Origin of the sequence: Limosilactobacillus ingluviei DSM 15946, assembly GCF_001435775.1 — a bacterium.
Lineage (GTDB): Bacteria > Bacillota > Bacilli > Lactobacillales > Lactobacillaceae > Limosilactobacillus > Limosilactobacillus ingluviei.
This window is the reverse complement of record NZ_AZFK01000074.1, coordinates 1-4,518: the sequence shown is the minus strand read 5'-3', so window position 1 is coordinate 4,518 and position 4,518 is coordinate 1. Positions and strand designations below refer to the sequence as shown.

Below are 4,518 nucleotides of genomic sequence, written 5' to 3'. Positions count from 1 at the left end.
TAGAACATCACCTTGCCATGGTGGGGGTCGCGGGTTCGAATCCCGTCTTCCGCTTTGCCAATTCCATTTGATAATGCCGGGGTGGCGGAATTGGCAGACGCACAGGACTTAAAATCCTGCGGTCAGTGATGACCGTACCGGTTCGATCCCGGTCCTCGGCACCATACGCACCCATAGCGCAACTGGATAGAGTGTCTGACTACGAATCAGAAGGTTGCAGGTTCGACTCCTGCTGGGTGCATTGATTTTCGGGAAATAGCTCAGCTTGGTAGAGCACCTGGTTTGGGACCAGGGGGTCGCAGGTTCGAATCCTGTTTTCCCGATTTGGTAATTTAATATCTAAGTTACTTATTTCGCGGTGTAGCTCAGCTGGCTAGAGCGTCCGGTTCATACCCGGGAGGTCGAGGGTTCGATCCCCCCCGCCGCGATTTGGGTGGTTATTTTGGACCTTTAGCTCAGTTGGTTAGAGCAAGCGGCTCATAACCGCCCGGTCGTAGGTTCGAGTCCTACAAGGTCCATCCTACGCAACAGCCGTTAAATATTATGGAGGATTACCCAAGTGGCTGAAGGGGGCGGTCTTGAAAACCGCTAGGCCGGGCAACCGACGCAAGAGTTCGAATCTCTTATCCTCCTTTTTTTAATTATCGCGGGGTAGAGCAGCCTGGTAGCTCGTCGGGCTCATAACCCGGAGGTCGTTGGTTCAAATCCAGCCCCCGCAATTTTTGGTCCATTGGTCTAGTTTTGGTTAGGACGCATCCCTGTCACGGATGAGATCACGAGTTCGAGTCTCGTATGGACCGTATGGCTCGGTAGCTCAGTTGGTAGAGCAACGGATTGAAGCTCCGTGTGTCGGCGGTTCGATTCCGTCCCGCGCCATTACCGCTTTTGCGGGTATAGTTTAGTGGTAAAACCACAGCCTTCCAAGCTGTTGTCGCGAGTTCGATTCTCGTTACCCGCTTAATTGAATATTATATGGGTCTATAGCTCAGCTGGTTAGAGCGCACGCCTGATAAGCGTGAGGTCGGTGGTTCGAGTCCACTTAGACCCATTGGGGAAGTACTCAAGTGGCTGAAGAGGCGCCCCTGCTAAGGGTGTAGGTCGCGACAAGCGGCGCGAGGGTTCAAATCCCTCCTTCTCCGTTCCTCGTTTGAGGTTTTTAACTTGCATCACTGTTACTTTCTTGGTATGGTGATTACGTAAGGATGACCCGTTGGTCAAGTTGGTTAAGACACCAGCCTTTCACGCTGGTAACATGGGTTCGAATCCCGTACGGGTCATTTTCATATTATCGCGGGGTAGAGCAGCCTGGTAGCTCGTCGGGCTCATAACCCGGAGGTCGTTGGTTCAAATCCAGCCCCCGCAATTTTGGTCCATTGGTCTAGTTTTGGTTAGGACGCATCCCTGTCACGGATGAGATCACGAGTTCGAGTCTCGTATGGACCGCTTTCTTGGCAACGTGTTTTGGACATGTTGCTTTTTTGTTATTTGCAATCGCCGCTACTTGAACAAAGAATAAAAAAGCTCTCAGTGCTAACTTCTGAGAGCTTTTCTGTTGAGGGCTGCTACATTAATCCACTAAGCGGTAATGATCGCTAAAATACTGGCCGCGACGATCCGAGTGGGCATATTGACGCAGGGGGGCTGCCGCGGAGCTATTAAGCCACGCCTCAAGGGGCGCCGGTGTTTGCCACCACGTTAACAGTACCAAGGTGCCTGCATCATCTTTCCGGCGGGTTAAATAGCCGGTCAGGAAGGCCGGCGTGGTTTTGGCTGTGGTCGCCAATAGTTCACTGGCCCATTGGCGGAGCATTTTCCGGTCCTTGCGGCCGAAGCTAAAGGATTGATAGCTTAACAAGCCCCGGAATTCGTCGCTGCCCACGGCCGTAATAGGCTTTAACCGAATCGGGGCGGCAAATTGGCTGCGTTGCCCTGAAAAGTCAAACAGGGCGTACTTATCCGGTACCCGGCTGCTGGCATAAAGCTTGCAGGGCCGGGGGGCTAAGGTGGCGGCCCGCGCCATTAAATAGGCGCGCGACCCCAGGGTATAACTGAGTTCATTTAACATCAGGCTTCACTTCCTTTGCCTTTATTATACACGCCTGAAAAGCTAAGGGCGGCCCAGTTGAGTTATCATTAGCTATCTGACGGGGATTGATAATTAAATAAAATCCATCGGCAAGTTATTTGACTTTTTGCCAGTAGTTGTAAAATAACTTTTACATATTAGTGAAAGCGCTTGAGAACGTATTTTTAAAGAACTTACAAAAAGTAAACAAATTTCCGGGGAGAGGTTTTATTTATCGTCCTAATGGGCTATAATAATTATGAAAATATGGTGAGGGAAGCCACGAAGCAAGGTATTGGCGGATTGTCACTGAACGAATATGAATGAAGGGGGCCAAATCATGGTAACACTGTATACATCTCCTAGTTGCACTTCATGCCGGAAGGCGCGGGCGTGGTTAAAGGAACATGACATTCCATTTGTCGAACGAAATATTTTTTCAGAACCATTGAGCCTCGCGGAAATCAAAACGATCTTACGGATGAGTGAAAACGGGACCGAAGATATTATTTCGAAGCGTTCCAAGGCCTACCAATCACTAGGAATGGACTTGGATGAATTGCCAATGACGGAACTGTACGCTTTAATTGCGCAAACGCCAGGTTTGTTGCGGCGCCCGATTATTTTAGATGATAAGCGGCTGCAAATCGGCTACAATGAAGATGAAATTCGGCGTTTCTTGCCGCGGAAGGTGCGGGCAATGGAATTAGCTGAAGCCCAACGGCGGGCAAATATGGTTTAAAAAGTGGGGCTGAGCGCGAAGCGGCAGCGCCGCTTTTTTTGCAGTTTGGGCGTAAATTCGGTAAAATAGGAGGGATTAATAAAAACGGAAATTGGAGGGAAAAAAGGATGGAAACCAAACGAATTAATGAAGATACCATTCAAGTCCTGATTGATCAAGACGACTTGGTTCAACGCGGGATCTCCCTTCCCGAGCTAATGGGCAATCAAGAGCGGGTGGAAGATTTTTTCTATCAGATCTTGGATGAAGTGGATGTTGATCATGATTTTAGCCCGGATGAGCCGTTGACGTTTCAAGTGCGCCCATTACAAAATAACGGATTAGAATTACTTATCATTCGTGGCTCCCACCGGGGTGAAGAGTTGGCCCGCAACATTAAAGCCCAGCTGCAAGGCTATGATGATGAGCCGACGGACGAGTTAGCCGGGGATGAAGTTGATGAAGCCTTACTAGATCCGGACGTTGATAAGTTGGAGCGGGTCGTCGTGATGAAGGACTTTGAAGATTTCGTTGCCTTGGCGGCGGTCTTAGATACTTTGAACTTAACGTCGGATCTGTATCAATGGCAAGATCAATACTACTTGGTCTTGACTTTCTTAAATGATGGGAATTTAACGGCGGGCGAAGTGCACGACCGGATGGCTGTTGTCTATGAATTTGCGCAGGCCACCACGACGACGGCGGCAGTCTTAAAAGAACATGGTCGCTTGGTCATGGAGCAAACGGCCATTGAACTGGCCCGCCACTACTTCGCTTAATGGCAACGGTACCGAGCCTAACTGTTATTAGCTGAATTAAACGAACCAAAGCAAGCCGGGAAAATGATTTTTCGGGCTTGCTTTTTGGCTCTTGTTATAAATTTAATTATTTTAGTTTAAAATCGCCCCAAAACGCGTATATATAAGTAAGGGGGGATTTAGATGCAAATGGCAGTTGATGCAACCGGTCACTTAACCTTAGCGCGCCACGCCCAAAAACAGCAGGTATATTATTGTCCAACCTGTGGTCAACCACTAATGTTGCGACGGGGGCAACAAAAGCCCGCCTATTTTGCTCATCAACGGGCGTGTACGCCGCGGGCTGGGGGCGAAACAGCAGAACACCAACAAGGCAAACAACAAATCATGGCCTGGGCCACTCGCCAAGGTTGGCAGCCCCAAGCAGAGGTTTATTTGCCCATGATTCAACAGCGCCCTGATGTCTTGGTGACCATTAATTCTCGGCAAGTGGCCCTGGAATTTCAATGCAGTGCCCTGAGCTTGGCCCGACTGCAGGAACGCAACCGTGGGTATGCCCGGTTGGGGATTCAGCCGGTTTGGTTCTTGGGCCAACCCTACCAGCGCAGCTTGCACCGGGCAAAACAAGCGCAGTTTACCCAGCTGTATCACGGTCGCCCGTGCTTATATTATTGGCAGGTCACCCGCGGTCAATTGACCTGGCAAACCGGCCAAATCACGCCAGTAGCCACCGTAGCGCCCCGCCAGGTCAGCCGGGATGTAGCTTGGTTGCAAGGCAATTCGACCAGTTCCGCGGCCACCCGCCAGCTGCTTGGGGCCCTATATCAAGCGGGGCACATCGGGGTCAATTGTCCCCTGGTGGCGCATTACCAAGAGACCAATTGGCCCTTGATTGACGAATCATTATTGGCCTGGCACCTGCTATATAAAATGTAGAACAACATAGAAGAGTAACTCTTTTATGCTGTTAGAAA

General features: G+C 50.1%; 4 protein-coding genes and 15 tRNA genes. 18 read left to right on the top strand and 1 reads right to left on the bottom strand.

All coding sequences use genetic code 11. The features are described 5' to 3' along the window. Positions 1–75 precede the first annotated feature (75 nt). The 15 genes from FC43_RS07435 to FC43_RS07365 all read left to right on the top strand — a co-directional run bounded on the left by FC43_RS07435 (position 76) and on the right by FC43_RS07365 (position 1,443). Positions 76–164 (top strand) — tRNA-Leu (locus tag FC43_RS07435). A 3-nt stretch (positions 165–167) separates the two neighbouring features. After that, positions 168–241: transfer RNA gene (locus FC43_RS07430), tRNA-Arg, on the top strand. Between the two features lie 8 nt (positions 242–249). After that, positions 250–323: transfer RNA gene (locus FC43_RS07425), tRNA-Pro, on the top strand. A gap of 31 nt (positions 324–354) precedes the next feature. Continuing rightward, a tRNA-Met gene (locus FC43_RS07420) sits at positions 355–428 on the top strand. A gap of 16 nt (positions 429–444) precedes the next feature. Then, positions 445–518 (top strand) — tRNA-Ile (locus tag FC43_RS07415). Between the two features lie 27 nt (positions 519–545). Next, positions 546–633, top strand: a tRNA-Ser gene (locus FC43_RS07410). A gap of 12 nt (positions 634–645) precedes the next feature. After that, positions 646–719, top strand: a tRNA-Met gene (locus FC43_RS07405). 5 nt (positions 720–724) lie between these two features. Further along, positions 725–800: transfer RNA gene (locus FC43_RS07400), tRNA-Asp, on the top strand. A 3-nt stretch (positions 801–803) separates the two neighbouring features. After that, positions 804–876: transfer RNA gene (locus FC43_RS07395), tRNA-Phe, on the top strand. 11 nt (positions 877–887) lie between these two features. Continuing rightward, a tRNA-Gly gene (locus FC43_RS07390) sits at positions 888–958 on the top strand. 16 nt (positions 959–974) lie between these two features. After that, a tRNA-Ile gene (locus FC43_RS07385) sits at positions 975–1,048 on the top strand. A 2-nt stretch (positions 1,049–1,050) separates the two neighbouring features. Further along, positions 1,051–1,139, top strand: a tRNA-Ser gene (locus tag FC43_RS07380). Positions 1,140–1,204: 65 nt separating this feature from the next. Continuing rightward, a tRNA-Glu gene (locus tag FC43_RS07375) sits at positions 1,205–1,277 on the top strand. A gap of 12 nt (positions 1,278–1,289) precedes the next feature. Continuing rightward, positions 1,290–1,363 (top strand) — tRNA-Met (locus FC43_RS07370). Between the two features lie 4 nt (positions 1,364–1,367). Then, positions 1,368–1,443: transfer RNA gene (locus FC43_RS07365), tRNA-Asp, on the top strand. Between the two features lie 124 nt (positions 1,444–1,567). Here FC43_RS07365 and FC43_RS07360 read toward each other — a convergent pair. After that, a complete protein-coding gene (locus FC43_RS07360) occupies positions 1,568–2,065 on the bottom strand; it encodes an antibiotic biosynthesis monooxygenase family protein (protein WP_056955233.1) in 498 nt (165 codons plus the stop codon). 340 nt (positions 2,066–2,405) lie between these two features. On the opposite strand from FC43_RS07360, the gene spxA reads away from it, so the two are divergent. From spxA to FC43_RS07345, 3 genes are all read left to right on the top strand, one after another. Next, entirely contained in the window at positions 2,406–2,807 is a 402-nt protein-coding gene (spxA, locus tag FC43_RS07355) for a transcriptional regulator SpxA (protein WP_040469652.1), read from the top strand. 107 nt (positions 2,808–2,914) lie between these two features. After that, positions 2,915–3,565, top strand: coding sequence for an adaptor protein MecA (locus FC43_RS07350; RefSeq protein WP_019205081.1), 651 nt, complete (start codon positions 2,915–2,917; stop codon positions 3,563–3,565). A 162-nt stretch (positions 3,566–3,727) separates the two neighbouring features. Further along, the gene (locus FC43_RS07345) at positions 3,728–4,480 is read left to right on the top strand and encodes a competence protein CoiA (RefSeq protein ID WP_056955232.1); all 753 of its coding nucleotides are present in this window, start codon (positions 3,728–3,730) and stop codon (positions 4,478–4,480) included. The last annotated feature ends 38 nt before the right edge of the window (positions 4,481–4,518 follow it).